We start from the raw sequence: 21,212 nt of genomic DNA on the forward strand, positions 1-21,212 counted from the left end.
TGGCCTCCAAAAGTTGATACCAATATTTTAACTAATATTTGTCCCGTTGCAAACATATACATGCCTTAGATGCTTGTCAACGGGAGGTATATAATGTATGACCCCAGTTCGCGCGAAAGTTATTCTATCTTCTATTATTGCTGTCTGTGTCCTTGGCGGCACACTGCTGCTCAGTCTAAGCGGCTCCCCGGATGCTCTACCTGCTCTCGCACCAAATACGGCCAAGCCTGGGGCTAATCCAGCACCTGCACCGGTACAGGAAAGCGTTCAAACTCCTCGAGCTGAAGTGCTGAGCGACCGCATTGTCGAATATCACATTGACGTGCAGCTGACCGAAGAGAACACCTTAAAAGGCACCTCCATCATGACTTGGACACATCCGGGAACCAAAACCGTAAATGAATTATATTTTCATCTATATCCCAATGCTTTCTCCTCTGATCAGACAACCTTTATGAAGGAGTCCGGCGGAAAGCTTCGAGGTGATGTTATGCCGAAGGACGGCTATGGCTCCATGAAGCTTACCGAGATCAAAACGACAGAAGGATTGTCGCTATTGCATCGCATTCAGTATGTCCAGCCGGACGATGGCAATATGAACGACCGCAGTCTTGTGAAGGTTCGTCTGCCCAAGCCTGTCAAAGGGGGCGAAAGCATTACATTGAACATAGCCTTTGAAGTCGAGCTGCCTAAAATTTTTGCCCGGATGGGTACAGCCGATGAATTTGTCATGGCAGGTCAGTGGTTTCCTAAAATAAGTGTCTACGAGCCTGCTGGCAGACGTAATCGGACAACCGAGGGATGGAACCTTCACCAATATCATGGGAACTCAGAATTCTATTCCGACTTCGGCATTTATAGTGTACGGATAAAAGTCCCTGAGGATTATATCGTCGCTGCAACCGGATTCCCGACCAAGCCATACACGAAGCAGGATGGCCAGAGGATTTACCAGTTCTATGCTGATGATGTTCATGATTTTGCCTGGGCGGCTTCACCGAACTTTATCGTAGCTGAGGAGCCATTCTCCTCACCAAATGTTCCGGGAGTACGCATTAAGCTGTATCTTGATCCGGCTCATGCGGATCTGAAGGATCGCTATTTTTACGCAGCCAAATCTGCACTTTCTAATTACAGCGACTGGTACGGAAGGTACCCTTACTCTACCCTGTCCATCGTTGTTCCTCCTATAGAAGCGAATGGCGCGGGAGGAATGGAATATCCGACACTGATTACTGCCTTTGGCGCGGATGACACCTCTCCTGGTTATGAGCTCGAGAGAACCGTCATTCACGAGATTGGCCATCAATATTTCTATGGCATGATCGCGAGCAATGAATTTGAAGAAGCTTGGCTGGATGAAGCATTCACCTCCTATGCAGAAGATCGCCTAATGGAACAGGAATATGGTCTAACTCCCAATCTGCCGCTGCAATCTGCATCGATGAGCTCGCCTGCTCCACTTACACAGGAAGCCTGGAAGTATGACTCTCATAATCACTATGCAGAGAATGTATACACAAGAGGCAAACTCGTCCTCCTGGGTATAGAACAGCAGGTTGGTACCAAGAAGATGGATCAGATTATGGCTACCTATGCAGCCAAGTATCGGTTCAAGCATCCGACGACTGCTCAATTCCAAAAGGTTGTAGAGCAGGTTACCCGCAGATCGTGGGACACCTATTTTGACCAATATATTTATGGCAGCCAAATGGCTGATTTCTCCGTAGATTCCATCGCCATCAAGGAACAGGGGACATCCGAGGAGCCAAGCTATATTTCCTCGATCAGAGTGGCGAAGAATGCAGGCGATTACTCAGAAATTCCTATCGTATTTACTTTTGCAGACGGGCATATGATTCGCAAGGTATGGGACGGTAAAGGTGGAGAAATCATCTACAACCTGACTTACAAATCTCCGCTGGATTGGGCAATGGTTGATCCTGAGTACTCCATCACACTTGAGAACAAGCATATGAACAACTACTTAAAAGCTGAAGGAGATGAAGTTTTGGAGACCCGGTTTAATATCAGTATTACCAAAGTGTTGGAGCTCTTGCTCGGAAGTCTGTCATGGTGAGGTGTATAGTGGATGAAATCTTATCTCTCCGAAGGTTTTAAGTTAGTGAAGCGTCATTTTCTAATCGTTATCTTCTTGTTTCTGTACCAGCTGCTATGGGGTGTTCTTCTGTACAAAGTCGTGTCCTCTGCGGTCATCCCCTTGCTTATGCGCTATCCAGATCCCCCTCCTCATGAGCTCAGCCAGATCTTGTTCTGGTTAGAGGGGCAGATCAGCTTGAGCACCAGCTCCACAGTCCATGAATATGTATGGCTGCTTGTCCTCATGTTCATTTTAAGGATGCTCATTACTCCACTGATTCGGGCGGGTCTGTTCCACAGCCTTCATGAAGAGTCAAGCACCAAAGGCTTCTCCTTTTTTCGAGGGACACTTAAGCACTGGAAAAAGACATCGTTACTCTATCTCATTGAGATCATATTGCTGCTGCTGCCTGCCTACTGGATCCTTCCAAAGGTGCTCCCCATTCTCATGAATGCAGTCTACAATCAGAATCTTCTTCTGCAGGCGGCTCCTTACGTCATCTTATGGATCGTTTATGCCTACATCATCAAGCAGCTGCTCCTATATGTCCAGTTTGGACTGACAGGCAATCGAAGCGGCCTTGGTGCTGTATGGATCTGCCTCCGTCATGCACTTCCTGTCACTGGAGTTGCCCTGACACTTAGCACACTTGCCATTCTGCTGTTCAGTGCTTTCACGGCCGTATCTCTCATATGGACAGGACTTTTAGCCCTGATTCTTCAGCAGTCTTATCATCTCGTTCGATCACTCATCAATGTATGGAAGATTAGTTCTCAATTCAGTATTTGGCGATCCAATAGCGAAGATGCCTGAATTTATTGTCTCAATTAATATCCTACCTCTCTTGTCCAAACCGCACTCCAGCGCGAATACAACGCTTTCATAGCAGAAATTAAGTCCGACTGCTTAACGTCAAAAAAGTTCACAAGTCTCGCTCTTTTCCTAGAGTGAGGCTTGTTTTTTGTAATATTTTATCTAAAAAACGATTGCCAAATTTACACAATCTCTGTTACAATAGGCCCAGAACTTCTAGTAACAACTTTGTAATAATTGTTGTAACTTTTACCAACTAACTAAGTACATAGTCTTACAAGAGTGAGCGACTTTCACAGGTGCACATCATTAGAACAGCCAAATTCCTGGCATCTGGGAAGCGGGGGAACCACTTTTATGGGTGAATTGATCTCGCAACGTAAGTGATCATAGGGGAACCTTCTACCGAATCCTTAAGCTAACCTCGCAGGCATTGGAAGGGGATTATTTTTTCTTGAAAAAGTCACTAACTGCTGCAGCACTGAGTCTTGCTATTGCATTCTCCATCGGAACAGGAAGTGCATTCGCCGATTCCAAAATGGACAAGGTCATTGATAACGCTAAGGGAACCGAATATAAATATGGCGGTACGACTTTAAACGGATTTGATTGCTCTGGTTTTACCATGTATGTATTTGATAAACTCGGCATCGATCTGCCTCATCAATCTGGTTCTCAATACAAAATGGGCAAGTCTGTATCCCGTTCTGAGATGAGACCTGGCGACCTTGTATTTTTTAACACAAGCGGAAATGGTGTATCCCATGTCGGCATCTTCGTAGGTGACGGTAAATTTGCACATGCTTCCTCCTCCAAGGGAGTTATTATCAGCAAGCTGGACGAGAGCTACTATGAGAAACGTTACATTGGTGCAAAACGTATCATGAGTACGGAAGAATACGAAACTGCTGCATTAGATTAAGCAACATTGTGCTGGAACGACCCTATAGCTCGAAGATTAGATTACTAAATAGTAATCCATCTTCGGGCTTTTTATATTATATTAAGGATGACTATTGGATGAGGGATGGCAAAGGAGACGATGACATGACGCAGAAAGGAACGACCTTTCATGCCCTTCCTATGAGTGAAGAGCATGCAGCTGAGATCTGCACTTGGCAGTACGAACCTCCTTATAACATATACGGCTGGCTGCCCTGGGAGCAGATGAAGGCACTTGAGATTGAATTCGGCGACCCTAAGCTCCGAGATACACAGTATTTATCCATTGTAAATGATACTGGTGAGCTATATGGCTTCGCACAATTATTTCCTCTAGCCGGTGTGACCCGGCTTGGTCTAGGCTTGAGACCTGACCTGTGTGGGCAGGGGTTAGGGGCTCCCTTTGTAAGCACCATTGTACAGGAGGCTGCTTCCCGGCAGCCGCAGAATGAGATTGATCTTGAAGTTCTCACCTGGAATAAAAGAGCGATCCGCACTTATGAAAAAGCGGGATTTACCATTCATGATACCTATGAGCGTCTTACTCCAGAGGGCCCCAAGTTGTTCTTCTGTATGGTGTATACCGGAGTAAAGCTCAAATAGACATGATTGTCTCTCCTAACTTTTGTTTAAATATTTACCATAAAATACTATGAAGCAGGTTCATGATCCTTTATAATAAATGAAGGATTGTACATAGTAGGAGGACACAACGAATGAAGAAATGGATCATGAGTGGGTTATTTTTCTTCGCTTGCGCTTTTGCCCTCGTGTTAATGTTTACGGTTCCAGGAAGAGAACATGTGGCTGAAGAGGAACAGCCTCCGGCAATGCCCGAGGTAACGCTAGACGCTGCGGCTGCTGAGGAGAAGGCGAAGGCAAGCTGTATTACTTGTCACGGTAACCAACTGGAAGGCGGTATGGGACCGTCACTGCAAACCATTGGTGCAGAACATGATGCCAATAAGCTGTACCAGATTATTAGTGAAGGCACAAGCGGCGGGATGCCGGCGTTTGAAGGTCAACTCACAGAAGAAGAGATTGCGAACCTTGCTTTGTGGCTGGCCGAGAAGAAGTAGAATCATATAACTTAAATAAAACACGCCTGCAAGAGTTTGTATCTGTCATCAGAACGCACTCCTACAGGCGTGTTTTGTTAATTCCATTGCAGCTTAATTTTGCATCATTCTATCGTAAGCTTCATTATATTGTTGTGCTTCTTTAATATCGATCGCTGTTATTCCTCCATCATCCCATGAAGTGAGCCGCAGTGTGACCACTTTATGATCGATGGTGATAAAAGGGTGATGATTGAATGCTTCGGATATTAATCCGACTTCATCAACAAAGGCAATCCCCTTCATGAAGCTGGTAAACGTGAATTTACGGACAATCCAGCGCCCCTCTTCGTATTCCCAGCCCTCAAGTTTATCTAGATGAGCTTCTACTTCCTCTTGTGTAAAGACCATCGCTTCAATCTAACCTCCTTGATAAGACGTACTTACATTCAGCAGACCCGGTGCCTCACGTAAATACAGGCACTGCAATAAATGCAGTAAAAGAATGCTAAGCATATCAGCAAGCTTAGGTGCAATTCTATCTCTATATTTACTGATATCTTACAATAAGGAACCGTTTGCTATCTGGTAAACGGCTTATCGTGTTCCATCTTATCATGTAAGCGATCCTAATTCCAGCGCCCCAATAGCCCTAAATCAGGGTTACGAAGTCCAGTTCATCCTCTCCTATCAATATATTCAGACGATGATTTTCCTTATCGTGAATCACGACTCCACTTCCAACCGTGATCATGGATTCGCTTCCCAGCGCGTAGAACAAATCTTCTGCAAGCGCTTCATCCACCTCGCGTCGGTCTGCGGCTCCAAGCCGCTCCCAGTCCTCTTCTTCCATCTCGAAGAAAGTATATCGATCCGGAATTTTTGCAATAGCCTTTATCAAATCTTCTAATATGTCGCTATACTCACGTCCATGTTTTACGCCCATATGTGTGTTCACTCCATTTTTAGTATCGTGTTTCTATTATACCGGAAAATTAACCCTTCACAAAAATGAATAACGTGTCGATAAATATTATAAATCAAAGGGATATCTTGAAAGGATTCAGATTAAATCTCATGGATGAGGTGTATGATGGAAATTTCAACAATTATTGGACTGATACTAGGGTTAGTGTCCCTAGTTGTAGGTATGATCTTTAAGGGTGCACCACTTATTAATTTGGTGAACAACCCTGCAGCTTACCTGATTATTTTTGGTGGTACGGCGGCTACTATTTTTATGGCATTCCCCATGTCAGAGGTCAAAAAAATACCCAAGCTGTTTAAGATTGTCTTCATGAAGCAGAAGATGATTGATAAGGTATCACTGATCAGCATGTTCTCCGAGTGGGCATCCATTACGCGTCGCGAAGGACTCCTCGCACTCGAGGCAAAAGTAGATGAAATCGACGATAACTTCCTGCGCAGCGGGATGCGCATGATTATAGACGGCAATGATCAGGAATTTGTCAGTGACGTCTTGATGGAGGACATCCACGCGACAGAGGAACGACACAAGACAGGCGCATTGATCTTTTCTCAAATGGGTATGTATGCTCCTACGCTTGGTGTTCTTGGCGCGGTTGTCGGTCTAATCGCAGCCCTTGGCGATCTCAGTGATATGGACAAGCTGGCTCACGCCATCGCAGCTGCCTTTATTGCGACCCTGTTAGGTATATTTACAGGATATGTGCTCTGGCATCCAATTGCGAATAAGCTCAAGCGTATCTCCAAAAAAGAAGCCGAGCTTAAATTAATGATGGTCGAAGGTCTGTTGTCCATCCAATCCGGTGTATCCACCATTGCGATCAATCAGAAGTTGTCCGTATTCCTGACCCCGAGCGAACGTGCAGAGCTTGCAAGCAAGGAGGGAAGTACAGGTGAAAAAGACTAAGAAAAGACATGAAGAGCATGAAGAGCATGTAGATGAGAGCTGGCTGCTGCCCTACTCTGACCTCATGACATTGCTTCTTGCCTTGTTTATCACTTTGTTCTCCATGAGCTCCATTGACGCTCAGAAGTTTGAACAAATGGCGAGTGCTCTAAGCAGTGCACTTAATGGCGGTACAGGCGTTCTGGATAACAAGTCTGCCTTCCCCACCGATCCCAGCATGGACTTAGGCAATGAATCGACTCCGCCCAAAAATCCGGAGACTTCTCAAGAGGCTCAGCTCGCGAAGCAAGAGCAGGAAGAGCTGGAGAAGCTGAAGAAGCAGCTCGATCAATATATAAGCAAGAATGGTCTCACTGATCAGCTGGATACCAAGCTCAATCAATCACAGCTTATGATCACCATCGCGGACAATGCTGTCTTTGCTTCAGGGCAAGCGATAGTGAAGCCCGAGGCAAGAGTTCTAGCTAAGAATATATCCCGCATGCTTCAGCAATTTCCTGACTATGATGTCATTGTTACCGGTCACACGGATAATATGCCTATCAACAATGCACAATACAATGACAACTGGGATCTGAGCAGCGACCGGGCATTAAATTTCTTGAAAATTATGCTGCTGAACACGAATTTGGATCCTTCGAAATTTACACCTAGCGGTTATGGTGAATATCACCCTGTCGCTTCTAATGATACACCAGAAGGGCGAGCCCAGAATCGACGTGTCGAAATTTCAATTATTCGAAAATACACAGGCAGCTCTAACACGATGAGTGTGGAGTAATTAATCAACCGAACAGCGAATAGGTCAAATAAATGAGAAAGCCTCCACTCTTGATGGAGGCTTTCTTATATGGTCATTGCTCATACTTGTTTAGAACAACTTGTAATTCAATAGCTTCCCTAACTCCGATTTCTCCTGCTCGCTTAATTCTCTCCAGGTACCTGTCGCCTGCGACCCGAGATGAATGTTCATGATTCGAATTCTCTTCAGTTTACGCACTTCATATCCAAACGCACTGCACATCCGCCGGATTTGCCGATTCTTTCCTTCCGTCAGAATGATGCGAAAGGTCTTCTCGGAGATGCGAGTCACCGTACAAGGCAGTGTTCTCTCACCTAGAATCTTCACACCGCTGGACATTCCTCTCAGGAAAGACTCTGTCACCGGCCTGTTCACAGTCACGATATATTCCTTCTCATGCTTTCCTTCAGCGCGCAGAATTTTATTCACGATGTCTCCATCATTCGTCATTAAGATCAGACCCTCTGAATCCTTGTCCAACCGTCCAATAGGAAAAATGCGTTCTTTATGACCTACAAAATCGACGATATTCCCTTCAATGTGCTGCTCTGTTGTACTAGTAATGCCGACAGGCTTGTTTAATGCAATATATACTGTGTTGCCTTTGGCACGCAGCGGCTTCCCATCAACCAGCACTTCGTCCCCTTCCTCTGCCTGACTGCCCAGCACAGCCACAACTCCGTTAATTGTTACTTTACCGCTGTCTACCAGCTTGTCTGCCTCTCTTCGGGAACAATAGCCCGTCTCACTAATAAATTTATTAATTCGCATTGATTCACTCACCTAACATTAAAAATCTGGATACTTACATGACAACATCAGAAAGGTCGGTATCACCATCTTCGACCTCGGGTAAAAGAATCGTTACCGTTGTTCCTTTGCCCTTCTCACTTTCAATTTCCATCGTGCCTTTATGAGCCTGAATTAGTCGCTGACAGACCATAAGTCCGAGTCCGGTTCCTGTTTCCTTATTCGTAAAGAACGGCTCCCCAAGCTTATGCATAATTTCCTCCGGAATCCCGATGCCTTGGTCCGTTATTTGGATTCTAATCTGCTCATCCGGAGTCTTGGAGATCGCAATACGAATGGTTCCTCCATTCGGCATAGCTTCCATTCCATTTTTTAATATATTGATGAACACCTGCTTTAATTGATTCTCTCCGCAATGCACAATCGATGGTCCTTCTGCCTCAATATCGAATTCAATGCCGTGCATATGAGCCTGGCTGTCGAGCAGAGAAATGACATCTCCCATAATAAACCGGATGTCCTTCTGCTGGAAATTAACCGCCTGAGGCTTAGCCAATATGAGGAACTCACCGACAATCAAATTAATCCGATCCAGCTCTGACAGCATAAGGTCAATATGCCTCGGATTCAGCTTCTTGGTCTGCTGCTGCAGCTGAATGAAGCCACGAAGTGTTGTCAGAGGATTACGAATTTCATGGGCTACACCTGCTGCCAGCTGTCCAACGGTCGTCAGCTTCTCTGACCTGCGGAGCATTTCCTCCATCTGCTTGCGTCCCGTAATATCTCTGGAAATACTAATAAATCCGGTGATTCTGCCTTCGTTGTCCCTGATTGGTGCTGTGCTCACACTGACTTCAATTCTACTGCCATCCTTGGCTAAACGATAGGATTCGATATAAGGAACGGTTCGGCCCTCATGAAGCTTCTGTATCCGTTCCTTTTCTTCGACGATTAATTCATCAGGTACATTGGTCAGCGGTTTGCCGACAATCTCCTGACTAGTCCAGCCATATAATTGTTCAAAAGCCCGGTTTACCTGAATTACATTGCTGTTCTCATCTGTAATATGAATGGCATCTGCCGTCTGGTTAATAACCGATTCAAGATGCTCCTTCACTGCTCGATTTTCCTCATACATCTGCTTAAGACGATTCGTGTAATGACCGAGATTGCGAATCATCGCATTAATCCCGTTAGACAGCTGACCGAGCTCATCATGACGCTTCAGCTGCAATCCAATATTGAAGTGTCCGTCTGCCACCTCATTTACCTTAGAGAGTACAATTTGAATAGGTTTTGTATATGCAGAGGCCAATAAATAGCTGCCAAATATGACAATCTCCAATAACACGAGTGAAACGGCAATATGACTAACCAGCTGCTCTGTTATAACACCCTGGATCTCCTGATAATCAGTAATAATACTTATGATGTAAGAGCCGCCTTCTGGGTTCGGTATCGGAATCATATTCTTTAATACTTTCTTATTATCCACGTTCGCTACATAAGACACATTATTACCGGTTTCCATCGCTTTATGAATCGCTGTGCCATCTTCCTTGATCTGCCCATACTCATACGAGCCGAACATAATTGGCCGAGTCCCAAATTTATAGTTGAGCTCATCTGTCCCATCAGGTGCCATAGAGGGCTGTCCAAATGTGGACGGATTAATCCCTGCAATGGATAGAATGGATGGATTCACATCCTTTACCTTCTCAATCATTCCATCCGGACTTGAGAACACAACATAGTCTTCCACCTCAGACGCATTTAGAAAAGGGTTAATGATATAATTGCGTTCTCCGTCGTGATAATATCCCCAAATATTGATGTTATCCGGGTCAGAAGTAGCATATTCGAATCCATCGGACCAGTAGTGATCATAGGTAATTCCCTGAGGTATTGTTACTTGATTGAAGGCAAACAGCTGTTTAAAAGCCTCGTACCAATAGGTCATTTTCTTGGTAGATAGGCCAATCTCATTCGGGTCAGAGGATTTACTCACAATGATATCGTCCTCTGTTTGAATCATGAGAGAAATATCGGTAACTCCGGTTTCTTCACTTAACTGTTCTAGCTGCTCTATCGTGACGTTCTTGATATCGGGATCTAATTGATTGGCTGCTATAATGGAAGCCAGCCATATGTTTTTGGATATCTGCTTCTTAATGGACTCCGTGCTATTCTGATTCTGCTCCACCGCAAGTGCAATTTGCTTGGCAGCCGAAACGGCCCGCTTCTCACTATCCTGCTGTAAATTCTCCTGGGTTGTGTAATAGCTTAATGCAATGTTGAGCCCGAGTATAATGAGTACCGAGAATGACATTACTAAAGATAATTTTATTTTAATGGACAAGACTTCAGCTCACCTCTTGGCTCATATCCTGGCGAAATGTGACTTTATTTACTACTTCTTAGGACTTTATGTATTTATAAAACCATCATACCTTTAAGTGGTCTATTTGAAAAGGAATCTGATTCGTAACTATGCAGTAATTTATAGGAATTTTCTCTTTATTGATTTGATATATCCTGAGGTTAAATCTACAATTAATTAAATAGGCTCGAAACGCGATATGAAAAATAATACACATATTTGTGCACAAATCCACAGGCCTTTGGATAATATGTGTACAAACTTGTTAGCAACTACAAGGTTATCCACAGAGTTATGCACAACATGTTAACAATCGAATATTTGTTCGTTGGATAATTGGAATAAGGAAAGGCAGGAACCGCATAAATGAACGAATTTCAGTCCCAAATCGGTAAAGACGAGGATTTTTTATTCACAGATGAGTATTGGATGAGAGAAGCCATAAGTGAGGCAATAAAGGCAGAGGCATTAGGTGAAGTGCCTATTGGAGCGATTGTAGTTAAAGACAATGAGATCATTGGCCGGGGATACAATCTTAGAGAGCTTCAATACGATGCGACAGCACATGCTGAGATCATTGCCATTAAACAAGCAAGCGAGCATTTGAAAGCATGGAGATTGCTCGACTGTAAACTGTATGTCACGCTCGAACCATGCCCTATGTGCGCGGGTGCCATCGTACAATCTAGAATCCCTCATGTTGTGTATGGAACAACGGATCCGAAGGCCGGCTGCGCTGGTACGCTCATGAATTTGCTTCAGGAATCTCGATTTAATCATCAGACCGAGATTACAAGTGGAGTGTTACAGGAGGAATGCGCTGCGCTGCTTACGTCCTTCTTTAGAAAGCTTCGCCGCAAGCCACGTTCGGAGGAGGAATAACGAGTGGACACGATCCTTCGAGATACACAACACGGCATCTATATCAGACCTTACGTGACAGAAGATACGGAAGCTTTACAGGCTATGTATATGGCCAGCAGAGAGCATCACGCCCCCTTTGAACCCATTAGGGGAGATGAATTTTACACCCTGGAATCCCTTAGAGATCGAATCCGATCCCGGCAGCAGGAAATCGATCAGGACCAAAGCTATTATTTTGGAGTTTTTGAGGGAGATACCGATAAGCTGATTGGACAGGTCAGTCTCACCAATATCGCACGCGGAGTGGCTCAGTATGCAGATTTAGGTTATTTTACGCATGTAGATTATATGGGTAAAGGCTATATGAGCGCAGCGGTTAAGCTGATCCTCTTATTTGCCTTCCGTTCGCTTCAGCTTCACCGGATCCAGGCCTCCATTCTTCTTCATAATAAGGCGTCCCGCCGAGTCCTGGAGAAGAACGGCTTTGTAGCAGAGGGCATTGCCCGGGGATATCTGCTGATTGCTGGCCGCTGGCAGGATCACCAGATCTATTCTTTGTTAAATCCCAACGATGGACTTGACTAATGCCCCAATGAACTGCATGACCATCTGAGCAGCGCTAAAATCCATAATAAAAAACCCGTCGAGCTGACGGGTTTCCTTGTGTATAAAACCGATGAATCTCAATCGGATCATCATTTATAATAGCAATTTCATTATAACAATTCGGGATTAATAGCTGTAGTAAGACTCGTTCAATATCTCTTCGAACTCTTCCATGGTTACTACATCATCTCCCGCAGGAATACCAATGACGAATTCAGGCGTTTCGTTAATTTTGGAATAATGATTTGTGCCTGTCAGCGCAAGGTTAATAACCTCTTTTGTGTCGGGATCGTTGATCACGATATCCACAATTGCTTCTTGGTACGCAGGGATATTATCTTTATTAATCGCTGTATTGATGTTAAATGTGTTGATCGTCAGATAATTCTTCAGCTCTTCCAGATCTGCTGCCATTTGGCTTTGATCTGTAGCTGTAAGAGCTTCCTTCGCTTCTGCAATATCCTCATCTGTCAGCTGGAGCATCTCTTTATATTCATCCTTGCTGATGATATCGAGTACTTTAGGCAGCGCGTTGTTTACCAAGACGGTAATGGCTTCCTTCACATTATCATTAGTAATCGCAAATTGTACGATTTGTTTGGCATCTACATCCTCAGGAAGTGTAACTGCATCCGCCTCCAGGTTCTTGAAATACGTTTCCTGGTCGTATTCTGCAAGGACTGCCTCGCTAATCTCATTCGTCAGCGCCTGGGATTTAGCAACATCCATCGCTTCTGGATTCCACTCAACGCCTTCTTCCTCAGCAAGCTTCTTCATATCCAGCTCAATGTATTTACCAATTAGTGTTTCTGGCATTGGAAGCATAGGGATGTTCGGTACCTTAACGTATACCTTCTCCGTAGTCACAACCATTGGGATGTTATAGGTCATCTCCATGTCGCCCTTGATTGCAATGCCTAGTGTAAACTCTGCTTGCATCGGATCATTCTGGAACACCCCATCAACCGTAAGCTCTGCATCCTTCAACATGGACATAATCATTGCCATATCATCGGAATTTTCTGCAGAGCTAAAGCTTAAGTTGTCAATTTTCACTTTGCTTGTCATTTCGTAAGAGGTCATTTCTGCCGCTTGTGTCGCCGCACTTTGTACCGCCTCTTTCGGTTCTTGCTTGGTTCCGCAGCCTGCCAGAATTAACACCATAGACAGCATTAATGCAAACAAGCCTTTCGTGAATCCTTTTCTCATTTGTTGTTTTTCCCCTTTCCAAAGCCACCATTTCCATAATCACACCATAACATAATAAACCATTAGCTCATAAGTATAAACACTTTTGGTCAATTTTGGTTCTATAGATTTATAAAAATCTAATTTAGTTAATTTCGTCTTTTTTCGACACCGTTTTATAAGCGTTTTCAAATTAAGGGTTACGACGATTTCTCTTGGCACCATGCGGATTTTCATCATTATGCAAAATAAAAAAGGCTCTGCTTTAAAAGCATGGCCTTTTCACAAAAATGCATTTATTATTACTCACTTACTAGCTACAAGCTATCCATAACTATCCTTCCGGATTGTTATGGTCCACATGATTGCGGTTCTTCACCTTTTTGGAGCCAGACAACGGCGCGGGACCCGAAGCATGATCACGCTTCTCTTTGCCCCCTTGTGAAGTCTGTGCTTCAGGGACAGGAACTGCTCTTGGCTTACCCATTCGTGAATTCCTCCTAAGGATTGGTTAGCTGCTGTACCGCTTGGGCACATTCATGGATATGACGAGTGTAATCCTGCGTCATCTGCTGTATTGCATCGGTGCGTTCATCAATATGAAGCCCGTCTTTTTCTACATCAATGAGATCTACCTTCACTTCACGGTTGTCCACATACGCACAGCGAAAATCAAATGAGTACAATTGACGTCCTGCCGCATCAATATGAATACGAATTGCTTGCTGATCCGCCTCATCGGCATGCACCTGAGCTTGATCTCCCTGATTCAGGATGACAGGCAGTCTTTCTTGCCAGGCATGAACAAGCTGATTTTGATCAATATCAAAACTTTGGCTCATTTATATTAGCACCTCCACACCTTATAAAGTGCGAAATACAGCTGCTTTTTATGCATTGCCCGTGTCATGAACCGATATAAAAACAAAAAAGCCATCTCTATAAAAGAGAATGGCTTGATTATGTTATGTATGGCGGAGAGGATGGGATTCGAACCCATGTGGGCTTGCACCCTAACGGTTTTCAAGACCGCCCCGTTATGACCGCTTCGGTACCTCTCCAGGATAAAATAATGCTTTATTTGGCGTTACATTTATATAACGCGTAACAAAAATTATTTTATCACAGCTAGTACACAATTGCAAGTTGTTATTTATAATTTATATCCTAATCAGCAATATAGAAGACATCATCTTTACTTCTTAGATGTAATTTTCTCTACTCCACCCATATATGGAACGAGTACTTTTGGAATGATGACACTTCCATCTTCCTGCTGATAATTCTCCAGAATAGCTGCTACCGTTCTGCCTACCGCTAGTCCAGATCCGTTCAGTGTATGCAAAAATTCAGGCTTAGCCTTTGCTTCTCTGCGGAAACGAATATTTGCCCGTCTAGCTTGGAAATCCTCACAGTTAGAGCAAGAGGAGATCTCGCGGTACATCCCGCTCTCAGGCAGCCATACTTCAAGGTCATACGTCTTCGCTGACGTAAAGCCCATATCTGCCGTACAGAGCGCCATAACGCGATAAGGGAGCTCCAGAAGCTGTAGAACACGTTCTGCGTTGCGGGTCATCTCTTCGAGTTCTTCATAAGAGTTCTCAGGCAGCGAGAATTTCAGCATCTCTACTTTGTTGAATTGGTGCTGTCTGATCAGACCTCTTGTGTCACGCCCTGCCGATCCGGCTTCAGAACGGAAGCAGGAGCTGTAAGCAACAAATTTCTGAGGCAGTTCTTCTGCAGGAATAATTTCCTCGCGGTGATAGTTCGTTACCGGTACTTCTGCAGTTGGAATCAAGTAATACTCGGTATCCTTGATCTTGAACAGGTCCTCTTCGAATTTGGGCAGCTGCCCTGTACCATACAGACTATCCTGATTAACAATCATCGGAGGCAGAATCTCTTCATAACCATGATGATTACTATGAAGGTCCATCATGAAGTTAATCAATGCCCGTTCAAGACGTGCACCTAGACCTTTGTAGAAAGTAAATCTAGAGCCTGTTACCTTAGCAGCAGCTTCAAAATCAAGTATTCCCAGCTCCCCAGCCACATCCCAGTGCGCTTTCGGTGCGAAGCTGAACTCTCTTGCTTCAGACCAGCGGCGAACCTCAACATTGTCATCCTCAGAAGCACCTATTGGAACACTCTCATGAGGCAGGTTTGGAATTGCCATCGTCATATCATTGATATCGGATTCAAGCGTACGAATCTCTTCATCCATTTGCTTAATACGATCAGATACTTCGCGCATCTCCAGAATTAGCTCTTCTGCATCTTCTTTGTTCTTCTTACGCTTAGCCACTTCACCGGATACCGTATTCCGTCGATTCTTTAGGTGTTCTACCTCTTGCAGCAATTCGCGGCGACGCAGATCCAGTTTAGGGAATTCTGCAATAAGCTCCACTGATTTACCTCGGTTTTGAAGTGCTTGCTCTACTCGACCGAAGTCATTTCGTAATATTTTAACATCTAACACGAATAATCCCTCCTACGAAAACAACCTTGTCTGAAAAATAGCAAAAGCTTCTCCCGCATAGCTTATACAAGCCTGTGGGAGAAGTGTCCGTGCCTTACCCGGGCAAGATCGTTCAAAGTACACTTATCTCAAACGTTGCAGGCTGCCCTCTACCATCTGCACAAAATACTGATGTAATCGGTAATCATCCGTGAGCTCCGGATGGAAGGAGCATGCGAGCAAATGCCCTTGACGGGCTGTCACGATTTCATCTTGATACGTAGATAGAACCGTAACCTCATCTCCAATAGATTGAATGAGCGGAGCACGAATAAACACTGCACGTACCGTCTCTTCGATGCCAACCATCTGCAAGTCAGTCTCAAAGCTCTCACGCTGACGGCCAAAAGCATTTCTTGAAACCGTCATGTTCATCAGTCCGAGATGTGGTTCTTCACCGCCGGCAATCCGCTCAGCAAGCACAATCATACCAGCACAAGTGCCGAATATAGGCTTACCAGCAGCGGAAAAATGCCGAATTGCATCAATGAAGTTATACTTCCTCATCAGCTTACCGATGGTTGTACTCTCTCCACCAGGAATAATCAAACCATCTATTTCGTTTAATTGCTCCACCTTCTTAACAGAGACGCCTACACCACCAGCAAGCTCTACGCTTCGAATATGCTCAGCTACTGCACCTTGTAGCGCCAATACACCAATCTTCATCTCGGTTTCCCTTCTCTCTTACCATTCGCGATCGGATATACGTTCTGCTAGATATTTCAATCCCTTTCATAGGCGCACCGACTGCACGAATGTCTGAACTACCGCTCAAGAGCCATAACCGCAGTTGCACCTGATGAACTTTGCCTGCTCTGCGTTTATGACGCCCATGATAACGCCGCCTTCTTGCATTTATGCCATGCCTCTTTTAACACGAGATGTTCTTTGTTTCCATATCCTTTTTTAGGCCCCCATAATATGCAACAGTTCTTCCACATAGGTCCCTATAAATAAGGTGTGTATACTTCGAAAAACATATTATATTTATCGACCATAAAATAGAATTCTAACTTGATATTTTACCTTAAACAACCTTATTATACAACAATTTTACTGGAATTGATGTTATAACCGATGATCACCTGGCCGTGAAAATGAACGTAGTGCATCTTGCTCTCATTGCCTGTCTAATTGTCATTATCTCCGCTGTGCACGATTTTATTTGACTTAAGTGATTTGGCTTGAGGTACCATCACTTAGAACAAATTTTTGATACTGTCGAACATATCACCGAAGAAGTCACCAATTGCACGGAACATTAGACTGAACCAGCCGGCTTTTTCTACAGGCCCTGAGGTTACCAGATTTACTGTTTGTACCTGTTCACTTGCCATTCCTTCAATTTTGTAAGTGTACGTGATCGTGCCTGCTTTGGCTCCAGCCTCTACAGGTGCAGTTAGTCCTTCTCCTTCAAAGCTTGTCTCAAAAGTTGGTGTCGGATTCTCTGTCCCTTTAGGTACGAGGAAATTCACTGCCTGTTCCGTTACGACTGGTGCTTCTTTCTCCTTACCTTTTAGCACTGGAGCTGTTTCTGCACCTGGAACGACGCTCTTGGCAGCTACGACCTGCTTCACCTCAAAATTATCGAAGCCGTAATCAAGCACCTTCTTCGTTTCAGTAAACCGGCTAGATTGTGAATCAGCACCCATAACGACACTAATCAGGCGCATCCCATCTCGTTCAGCCGTACCCGTAAAATTGTTGCCTGCTCTTGCCGTATGTCCTGTCTTTAATCCATCCAGACCCTCGTAAGCAAACTGCTTGAAGTTCGTAATGTCTTTGTTCGATTCAAGCATCCAGTTCCAGTTCACCATCGGCTCTTGATCCGTTTCACGGAATTTTAGAGATGGAATCGCTGTATATTTGGCAAAATCGGGATGGTCAGTAATGATGTATTTAGCCAATATTGCTGCATCCATTGCTGACATCGTAATTTCCTGATCTTCAGCTGGACGGAATTCCTCAGGCATATCTGCACGGTCAAGGCCCGTCGAGTTGATGAAATGGGTTTTCGTTAATCCCATCCGCTTGGCTTCTTCATTCATGAGCTTAACAAACTCTTGTTCAGAGCCAGCGACATGCTCTGCAAGCGCCACGGTTGCGTCATTAGCTGATCCTACAGCCATCGCTATGTACAGCTCTTCTACTGTATGCGTGTCCCCTTCTGCCAGGAAGATCCGTGAGCCCTCACTGCTGGCTGCGTTTTTCTTGACGGTAACTTCTGTATCCCACGAAAGCTCCCCTTGTTTGACCTTCTCAGCTACAATGTACTCCGTCATCATCTTGGTCATACTCGCAGGCGCCAAAGCCTCGTCCGCATTGACAGATAGAAGCACCTCTCCTGTAGTTGGCTCCAACAATACTGCTGCCTTCACGTTAAGTTTAACCGAGTCTGGAGACGGAACCTTAGCTGTTGCTGCTGTTGTTGCCGCAGTCGTTTCAGCTGTCGTATCTGTATTTGTTGTCGTTGCTGTGGCTACCGGAACGGAAGCTCCAAACACAGCTGCTGGAAGCACCGCCATGGAGAGCATGTTTATGACCATAACCGTAGCAATCCTCTTCTTCATTTTCGCCTTCTTTCCCTTAGTGGAATGCTCTAATAATTGGTTGTATTTCTTCAATGGAATAAATCCTCCTCTAATTTCTCAATCAATGTTGTGCAAAACCCAATGAAACAATCTAGTTACTTCGTATGCATGAATGCAATCGTGCCGAGATTAAGAATCTATATTCTATAACGCAGTCATCCCAAGCCACAGGAGATGCATTGAATGGTAGGCAGATTTATCACACTGTTGAAATGAGTTTAAAATAAGCGTTTCAACAGCGATTCATATAGCGGAACAAGCACTGTTTCATTTTAACACACGATATTGTGCAAAAAAAGACAGGTCAGGTTAATTTCAACCTGCCTGTCTATATTCATAAGATTCTATATGATGAAGAAATCATCCGTATAGAGAATTATATTCTACAAAGCGTAGTTAGGCGCTTCCTTCGTAATTTGTACGTCATGCGGATGGCTCTCGCGCAAGCCTGCATTCGTGATCCGAATGAACTGCGTGTCGTTACGAAGCTGATCCAGATTTTCTGTTCCGCAATAACCCATACCTGCACGAAGACCACCCATAAGCTGATGAACCGTGTCGCTTAGTGGACCTTTGTAAGCTACGCGTCCCTCAATTCCTTCCGGTACAAGCTTCTTGCTCTGATCATTATCTTGGAAGTAACGGTCTGCACTACCTTTCTTCATAGCGCTGATCGAGCCCATACCCCGATATCCTTTGAAACGACGGCCTTGGTAAATTTCAAACTCACCAGGGCTTTCTTCCGTACCTGCAAACAAGCTTCCCAGCATAACAGCATGGGCTCCAGCAGCAAGTGCCTTCGTAATTTCTCCGGAGTATTTAATACCTCCATCTGCAATGATAGGAACGTTATATTCTCGTGCAACAGAAGCACAATCGTATATCGCAGTAACTTGAGGTACGCCGATACCCGCTACGACACGAGTCGTACAAATCGAACCTGGACCAATACCGACCTTAACTACAGATGCGCCGGCTTCGATAAGCTCACGAGTCGCTTCGCCTGTTGCCACGTTACCTGCAATGATCGTCAGTTCCGGGTATAGACCACGTAGTTTGCGAACCGCATCAATAATGTTTTTGCTGTGTCCATGTGCTGAATCGATGGAGATCAAGTCTACTCCGGCCTTAACCAGAGCTTCTGTACGCTCGTACAGATCTTGAGAGATACCAACCGCTGCACCCACCACAAGACGTCCTTGTGCATCTTTGGCTGCGTGAGGGAACTGGATTGCTTTTTCAATATCTTTGATCGTAATAAGCCCTTTGAGTGTATTCGTTTCATCAACCAAAGGAAGTTTCTCAATTTTATGCTTTTGCAGGATCTCTTCAGCCTGATCCAAAGTTGTACCCACCGGTGCAGTAACCAAGTTCTCGCTTGTCATTACTTCGGAGATTTTGATGTTGTAATCATGGATGAAACGCAAATCGCGGTTAGTAAGGATACCAACAAGCTTCTGCTGATCATCCACGATAGGAACACCAGAGATACGATATTTAGCCATAACTCCTTCGGCATCGGATACCAAATGATCTCTAGTCAATGAAAAAGGATTTGTAATGACGCCACTCTCGGAACGCTTAACACGATCCACTTCCTCTGCTTGCTGCTCTGCTGTCATATTCTTATGAATAATACCAATACCGCCTTCTCTTGCGATGGCAATAGCCAAAGGAGCTTCTGTAACAGTGTCCATTGCAGCACTAATGAGTGGAATATTAAGCTTGATATTCTCGCTCAAACGAACCGATACATCAACTTGTTTAGGCAAAACCTCAGATTTACGAGGCACCAACAATACATCATCAAACGTTAAACCTTCTTTACCGAACTTATCTTCCCACACCAGGATGTTCCTCCTTTATTTATATAGCCTTAAAGATCCGAAAATCAGCCCCATTTGAGAACTTTCGACCGTTTTCTGAAAATATATTATTGCCATCTTAGCAAAGGCCCATTTGGACTGTCAAGGAAAAGTAACCTGCTATGAAAGAGTGTATTGCACTAGAAAAACAAGTGTATCTGACATGCGGACAAAACCTAATTTAATCCAGTACTGACACTCTTACTTCGAAGAATTGTATTTCAATGAGCTTACACCATCTATGATATAGAATGCATCTTTTTCATGTAATTTATCGCTAAAAAAATAAAAAAACCACCGTCGTAATCGACAGTGGTTCTTTGCTTGGCGACGTCCTACTCTCCCAGGACCCTGCGGTCCAAGTACCATCGGCGCTGGAGGGCTTAACGGTCGTGTTCGGGATGGGTACGTGTGGAACCCCTCCGCTATCGCCACCAAACATGATTTTTGCGCTGTGATATCTTCGGCGAATCATCACCAGCAAAATATCAATCCTTAAAAAGGACATGCAGCTTCAAATCTTTACAAGGATTTGCTCCCTGAAAACTAGATACGAAACAATTCACGATTTATGCTTATGCTTTCGAAGCAAGTTTTCTTCGAAAACTCTTAGGATAAGCCCTCGACCGATTAGTACTGGTCAGCTCCATGCATTGCTGCACTTCCACCCCCAGCCTATCTACCTCGTCGTCTTCAAGGGGTCTTACTAGTTGGGAAATCTCATCTTGAGGGGGGCTTCACGCTTAGATGCTTTCAGCGCTTATCCCGTCCGTACATAGCTACCCAGCGGTGCTCCTGGCGGAACAACTGGTACACCAGCGGTACGTCCATCCCGGT

Annotated in this window: 20 protein-coding genes, 1 tRNA gene, 2 rRNA genes and 1 riboswitch; of the genes, 9 read left to right on the forward strand and 14 right to left on the reverse strand. The window is 44.5% G+C overall.

The genetic code is table 11. The annotated features are described in order from the left end of the window. Window positions 1-97: 97 nt before the first annotated feature. The 5 genes from BK126_RS28145 to BK126_RS28165 all read left to right on the forward strand — a co-directional run bounded on the left by BK126_RS28145 (window position 98) and on the right by BK126_RS28165 (window position 4,935). Window positions 98-2,080, forward strand: a complete 1,983-nt coding sequence (locus BK126_RS28145; RefSeq protein ID WP_076315740.1) for a M1 family metallopeptidase — start codon at window positions 98-100, stop codon at window positions 2,078-2,080. Window positions 2,081-2,092: 12 nt separating this feature from the next. Next, the gene (locus BK126_RS28150) at window positions 2,093-2,914 is read left to right on the forward strand and encodes a hypothetical protein (protein WP_076315741.1); all 822 of its coding nucleotides are present in this window, start codon (window positions 2,093-2,095) and stop codon (window positions 2,912-2,914) included. A 306-nt stretch (window positions 2,915-3,220) separates the two neighbouring features. Then, window positions 3,221-3,362, forward strand: a riboswitch (cyclic di-AMP (ydaO/yuaA leader). A gap of 6 nt (window positions 3,363-3,368) precedes the next feature. Beyond that, window positions 3,369-3,836 (forward strand): C40 family peptidase, encoded by a 468-nt coding sequence (locus BK126_RS28155; RefSeq protein WP_076315742.1) that lies wholly within the window; start codon window positions 3,369-3,371, stop codon window positions 3,834-3,836. A 125-nt stretch (window positions 3,837-3,961) separates the two neighbouring features. Further along, a complete protein-coding gene (locus BK126_RS28160; protein WP_076315755.1) occupies window positions 3,962-4,459 on the forward strand; it encodes a GNAT family N-acetyltransferase in 498 nt (165 codons plus the stop codon). Window positions 4,460-4,572: 113 nt separating this feature from the next. Then, window positions 4,573-4,935 (forward strand): c-type cytochrome, encoded by a 363-nt coding sequence (locus BK126_RS28165; protein ID WP_047914349.1) that lies wholly within the window; start codon window positions 4,573-4,575, stop codon window positions 4,933-4,935. A gap of 93 nt (window positions 4,936-5,028) precedes the next feature. On the opposite strand, the gene BK126_RS28170 is transcribed toward BK126_RS28165, so the two are convergent. Together BK126_RS28170 and BK126_RS28175 are read right to left on the reverse strand one after the other, a co-directional pair. Further along, entirely contained in the window at window positions 5,029-5,325 is a 297-nt protein-coding gene (locus tag BK126_RS28170) for a 4a-hydroxytetrahydrobiopterin dehydratase (RefSeq protein ID WP_047914350.1), read from the reverse strand. Window positions 5,326-5,566: 241 nt separating this feature from the next. Then, a complete protein-coding gene (locus BK126_RS28175; RefSeq protein WP_076315743.1) occupies window positions 5,567-5,860 on the reverse strand; it encodes a hypothetical protein in 294 nt (97 codons plus the stop codon). Window positions 5,861-6,007: 147 nt separating this feature from the next. On the opposite strand from BK126_RS28175, the gene motA reads away from it, so the two are divergent. Together motA and motB are read left to right on the forward strand one after the other, a co-directional pair. Continuing rightward, window positions 6,008-6,808 (forward strand): flagellar motor stator protein MotA, encoded by an 801-nt coding sequence (gene motA / locus BK126_RS28180; RefSeq protein WP_047914352.1) that lies wholly within the window; start codon window positions 6,008-6,010, stop codon window positions 6,806-6,808. Then, on the forward strand, window positions 6,795-7,589 hold the full coding sequence (gene motB, locus BK126_RS28185) for a flagellar motor protein MotB (protein WP_076315744.1): 795 nt from the start codon (window positions 6,795-6,797) through the stop codon (window positions 7,587-7,589). The genes motA and motB overlap by 14 nt, the downstream gene beginning before the upstream one ends. A 90-nt stretch (window positions 7,590-7,679) precedes the next feature. On the opposite strand, the gene BK126_RS28190 is transcribed toward motB, so the two are convergent. Both BK126_RS28190 and BK126_RS28195 read right to left on the reverse strand, forming a co-directional pair. After that, window positions 7,680-8,381, reverse strand: a complete 702-nt coding sequence (locus BK126_RS28190; RefSeq protein ID WP_076315745.1) for a pseudouridine synthase — start codon at window positions 8,379-8,381, stop codon at window positions 7,680-7,682. Window positions 8,382-8,415: 34 nt separating this feature from the next. Then, the gene (locus BK126_RS28195; RefSeq protein WP_076315746.1) at window positions 8,416-10,719 is read right to left on the reverse strand and encodes a PAS domain S-box protein; all 2,304 of its coding nucleotides are present in this window, start codon (window positions 10,717-10,719) and stop codon (window positions 8,416-8,418) included. A gap of 387 nt (window positions 10,720-11,106) precedes the next feature. Between BK126_RS28195 and tadA the strand changes: the two genes are divergently transcribed. Then, window positions 11,107-11,622 (forward strand): tRNA adenosine(34) deaminase TadA, encoded by a 516-nt coding sequence (gene tadA, locus BK126_RS28200; RefSeq protein WP_076315747.1) that lies wholly within the window; start codon window positions 11,107-11,109, stop codon window positions 11,620-11,622. Between the two features lie 3 nt (window positions 11,623-11,625). After that, the gene (locus tag BK126_RS28205) at window positions 11,626-12,189 is read left to right on the forward strand and encodes a GNAT family N-acetyltransferase (RefSeq protein WP_256703085.1); all 564 of its coding nucleotides are present in this window, start codon (window positions 11,626-11,628) and stop codon (window positions 12,187-12,189) included. Between the two features lie 147 nt (window positions 12,190-12,336). On the opposite strand, the gene BK126_RS28210 is transcribed toward BK126_RS28205, so the two are convergent. From BK126_RS28210 to BK126_RS28255, 10 genes are all read right to left on the reverse strand, one after another. Beyond that, on the reverse strand, window positions 12,337-13,419 hold the full coding sequence (locus BK126_RS28210) for a hypothetical protein (RefSeq protein WP_076315748.1): 1,083 nt from the start codon (window positions 13,417-13,419) through the stop codon (window positions 12,337-12,339). A gap of 313 nt (window positions 13,420-13,732) precedes the next feature. Continuing rightward, a complete protein-coding gene (locus tag BK126_RS28215; RefSeq protein ID WP_047914358.1) occupies window positions 13,733-13,885 on the reverse strand; it encodes a small acid-soluble spore protein P in 153 nt (50 codons plus the stop codon). A 13-nt stretch (window positions 13,886-13,898) separates the two neighbouring features. Next, on the reverse strand, window positions 13,899-14,240 hold the full coding sequence (locus BK126_RS28220; protein ID WP_076315749.1) for a hypothetical protein: 342 nt from the start codon (window positions 14,238-14,240) through the stop codon (window positions 13,899-13,901). A 130-nt stretch (window positions 14,241-14,370) separates the two neighbouring features. Continuing rightward, a tRNA-Ser gene (locus BK126_RS28225) sits at window positions 14,371-14,459 on the reverse strand. A gap of 134 nt (window positions 14,460-14,593) precedes the next feature. After that, complete coding sequence (serS, locus tag BK126_RS28230; RefSeq protein ID WP_076315750.1) at window positions 14,594-15,877, reverse strand: serine--tRNA ligase; 1,284 nt, start codon at window positions 15,875-15,877, stop codon at window positions 14,594-14,596. Between the two features lie 123 nt (window positions 15,878-16,000). After that, entirely contained in the window at window positions 16,001-16,585 is a 585-nt protein-coding gene (gene pdxT / locus BK126_RS28235) for a pyridoxal 5'-phosphate synthase glutaminase subunit PdxT (RefSeq protein ID WP_076315751.1), read from the reverse strand. A 533-nt stretch (window positions 16,586-17,118) separates the two neighbouring features. After that, window positions 17,119-18,543: a D-alanyl-D-alanine carboxypeptidase family protein gene (locus BK126_RS28240; protein ID WP_445321908.1), complete on the reverse strand. Its 1,425-nt coding sequence runs from the start codon at window positions 18,541-18,543 to the stop codon at window positions 17,119-17,121. A gap of 350 nt (window positions 18,544-18,893) precedes the next feature. Further along, window positions 18,894-20,357 carry an IMP dehydrogenase gene (guaB, locus tag BK126_RS28245; protein ID WP_076315752.1) on the reverse strand — a complete coding sequence of 488 codons (1,464 nt, stop codon included), beginning with the start codon at window positions 20,355-20,357 and terminating at the stop codon, window positions 18,894-18,896. 340 nt (window positions 20,358-20,697) lie between these two features. Continuing rightward, a 5S ribosomal RNA gene (gene rrf, locus BK126_RS28250) occupies window positions 20,698-20,814 on the reverse strand. 171 nt (window positions 20,815-20,985) lie between these two features. Beyond that, a 23S ribosomal RNA gene (locus tag BK126_RS28255) occupies window positions 20,986-21,212 on the reverse strand; the annotation flags it as partial.

This window comes from Paenibacillus sp. FSL H7-0326 (assembly GCF_001955535.1).
Classification (GTDB): domain Bacteria; phylum Bacillota; class Bacilli; order Paenibacillales; family Paenibacillaceae; genus Paenibacillus; species Paenibacillus shunpengii.

Excerpts from the sequence above, each read along its gene's own strand:
- BK126_RS28145 (WP_076315740.1), top strand. The coding sequence starts at position 98 with ATGACCCCAGTTCGCGCGAAAGTTATTCTATCTTCTATTATTGCTGTC.
- BK126_RS28150 (WP_076315741.1), top strand. The coding sequence starts at position 2,093 with ATGAAATCTTATCTCTCCGAAGGTTTTAAGTTAGTGAAGCGTCATTTT.
- BK126_RS28160 (WP_076315755.1), top strand. The coding sequence starts at position 3,962 with ATGACGCAGAAAGGAACGACCTTTCATGCCCTTCCTATGAGTGAAGAG.
- BK126_RS28165 (WP_047914349.1), top strand. The coding sequence starts at position 4,573 with ATGAAGAAATGGATCATGAGTGGGTTATTTTTCTTCGCTTGCGCTTTT.
- BK126_RS28170 (WP_047914350.1), bottom strand. The coding sequence starts at position 5,325 with ATGGTCTTTACACAAGAGGAAGTAGAAGCTCATCTAGATAAACTTGAG.
- BK126_RS28175 (WP_076315743.1), bottom strand. The coding sequence starts at position 5,860 with ATGGGCGTAAAACATGGACGTGAGTATAGCGACATATTAGAAGATTTG.
- motA (WP_047914352.1), top strand. The coding sequence starts at position 6,008 with ATGGAAATTTCAACAATTATTGGACTGATACTAGGGTTAGTGTCCCTA.
- BK126_RS28190 (WP_076315745.1), bottom strand. The coding sequence starts at position 8,381 with ATGCGAATTAATAAATTTATTAGTGAGACGGGCTATTGTTCCCGAAGA.
- tadA (WP_076315747.1), top strand. The coding sequence starts at position 11,107 with ATGAACGAATTTCAGTCCCAAATCGGTAAAGACGAGGATTTTTTATTC.
- BK126_RS28210 (WP_076315748.1), bottom strand. The coding sequence starts at position 13,419 with ATGAGAAAAGGATTCACGAAAGGCTTGTTTGCATTAATGCTGTCTATG.
- BK126_RS28215 (WP_047914358.1), bottom strand. The coding sequence starts at position 13,885 with ATGGGTAAGCCAAGAGCAGTTCCTGTCCCTGAAGCACAGACTTCACAA.
- BK126_RS28220 (WP_076315749.1), bottom strand. The coding sequence starts at position 14,240 with ATGAGCCAAAGTTTTGATATTGATCAAAATCAGCTTGTTCATGCCTGG.
- pdxT (WP_076315751.1), bottom strand. The coding sequence starts at position 16,585 with ATGAAGATTGGTGTATTGGCGCTACAAGGTGCAGTAGCTGAGCATATT.